The 2463-nt window shown below is 70.8% G+C and carries 2 protein-coding genes and 1 pseudogene; all 3 read left to right on the forward strand.

Annotated elements, in window-relative coordinates; translation table 11 throughout:
• Positions 1 to 180, forward strand: a pseudogene (locus ABZ261_RS29440) (hypothetical protein); the annotation flags it as partial.
• Between the two features lie 10 nt (positions 181 to 190).
• Positions 191 to 1276, forward strand: a complete 1086-nt coding sequence (locus ABZ261_RS29445) for a right-handed parallel beta-helix repeat-containing protein (protein WP_356864378.1) — start codon at positions 191 to 193, stop codon at positions 1274 to 1276.
• Positions 1277 to 1319: 43 nt separating this feature from the next.
• Positions 1320 to 2384, forward strand: a complete 1065-nt coding sequence (locus ABZ261_RS29450) for a methyltransferase (protein WP_356864380.1) — start codon at positions 1320 to 1322, stop codon at positions 2382 to 2384.
• Positions 2385 to 2463: the final 79 nt, after the last annotated feature.

Below are 2463 nucleotides of genomic sequence, written 5' to 3' on the forward strand. Positions count from 1 at the left end.
CTCGTCGCACCCGGCCTGCCCACGTTCTGGTTCACGCTCATCGTGGCGCTGCCGGTCTCCGTGCTCGGGGCCCGGCTGTTCTCCGTGATGTTCGAGATGCCGTTCAAGCGGGCCCCGGCCGCCCCGGGTGACACGCCGCCGAACGGAGCATCGGAGGGTGATCGGCTGATGCGCTCCTAGCCTTCAGGGTGTGACAAAACGCCAAATTACGTACCTCGCATGCACCACGGCCCTCCTCGGCGCGCTCTCCGGGACCGCCCCGGCATCGGCCGCGCCCCGGACCCTCGTGGTGCATCCGGGAGAGTCGATCCAGAAAGCGGTGGACGCCGCACGGTCCGGAGACACGGTGCGCGTGCTGGCCGGCACCTACCACGAGAGCGTCACGGTGCGCACGTCCGGCCTGACGCTGCGCGGTGCGGGCGACCGCACGGTGATCAAGCCGCCCGCGAAGACCGCCGTCACCGCGGCCGCCAAGAAGGCCCCCGCCGGCTGTCTCGCGCAGGGCAACGGCATCTGCGTCCTCGGGCAGAAGGCCAAGGCGGTCCGGGACGTCACCGTCACCTCCCTGAAGGTGACCGGCTTCGCCAGGACCGGCCTGTGGGCCGCGGACACCGACCGCCTGACCGTGCGGAAGGTGATCGCCGACGACAACGGGCAGTGGGGCATCGCCCAGGAGCGGTCCACCCGCGGTGTCCTGCGCGACAACACCGCCCGGGGCAACAAGGACGCGGGCCTGTTCCTGGCCAACAGCGTCACGGCGGAGGAAGGGGCCAAGGACAGCAAGGGCGCGGTGATCGACCGCAACCACCTCGAGGACAACCGGATCGGCATCACCGTCCGCCGGCTGCGCAACCTCGCCGTCACGAGCAACTACCTCACCGGCAACTGCGCCGGCGTCTTCGTCGTCGGCGACGAGAACAAGCCGCGGGCGGGCGCCCTGACCGTCGCCTACAACCGTCTCGAGCGGAACAACAAGTACTGCGCGAAGACCCCCCGGCTGCCGTACCTGCAGGGCACCGGCATCGTGCTGACCGGCACCGAGCAGGCCACGGTGACGCGGAACGTGATCACCGGCCACTCGGGCAAGTCCCCCCTGTCGGGCGGCATCGTCCTGTTCAAGAGCTTCGTGGGCGCCACGAGCGAGCGGAACCGGATCACCGGCAACCACCTGGAGAACAACTCCCCGGCGGACCTGGTGAACCAGGAGGCCGCCAAGAACGGCAACGCCTTCGACGGCAACTCCTGCCGGGCCTCCAAGCCCGCGGGGCTGTGCTGATCCCAGGGCCCCACCCCACCCACGCAAGGAAGGAAGGCGGCACATGACCGCACCATCCCCCGGGCTCTCGGCTCCTCACGAGCAGGGGGCGCCCCCACCCCCGCCGCCGTCGATGCGGCTGAGAGAGCTCGTGTTCGGGGCGGCCTGTGCCGCCGCCGTCCGCGCGGCCGCCCGGCTGGGCGTCGCGGACGCACTCGGGGACGCCCCCATGACCGTGGAGGACCTCGCCGCCGCGGTGAAGTGCGAGCCCAAGCCGCTGCGCCGGCTGCTGCGCGCCCTGTCCTGCCACGGCGTCTTCGCCGAGCGGCCCGACGGGACGTTCGCCCACACCGAGATGTCCCGGCTGCTGCGCGAGGACGACCCGAACAGCCTGCGGTACATCTCCCTGTGGTGCACCGAGCCGTGGACCTGGGACGCCTGGCCGAGGCTGGACGAGGCGGTGCGCTCCGGCAGGAACGTCGTGGAGGACCTCTACGGCAAGGAGTTCTTCGTCTACCTCAACGAGGACGCCCCGGAGTCGGCCGACGTCTTCAACCGCGCGATGACCACCTCCAGCGAGCAGTCCGCGCGCGACGTGGCCGCGCTGCTGGACCTGTCCGGCAGCAGATCGGTGGCGGACCTCGGCGGCGGCCAGGGGCACGTCGTGGCGAGCCTGCTGGACAAGTACCCGTCGATGCGCGGCTACCTGCTCGACCTGCCGCGGGTCGTGGAGAACGCGGTGCCGCGGCTCCGCCCGGGCGGCGATCTCGCCGACCGGACCACGATCGTGCCCGGCGACGTGCGGGTGTCCGTGCCGGTCGAGGCCGACGTCTACATCATCAAGAACATCCTGGAGTGGGACGACGAGTCCACCTCCAGGCTGCTGCGCAACGTGGTCGAGGCGGGCGGTCCCGGCACCCGGGTCGTGGTCATCGAGAACCTCGTCGACGACACCCCGTCGATGAGGTTCAGCACCGCGATGGACCTGCTGCTGCTGCTGAACGTCGGCGGGGCCAAGCACACCACCGACAGCATGGTCGCGCGGCTGCGGGCCGGCGGTCTGACCGTCGGCGACATCCGGCCGGTCAACCCCTACCTGCACGCGTTCGACTGCACGGTGTCCGCCTGAGCGGACGCCGGTGTTCTGATTCCATGACGGTTGTGGGCACCTGAGCGGCACATACGTCCCGGCACCGTCATCACCCGCA

The organism is Streptomyces sp. NPDC006193 (assembly GCF_040613915.1).
Lineage (GTDB): Bacteria > Actinomycetota > Actinomycetes > Streptomycetales > Streptomycetaceae > Streptomyces.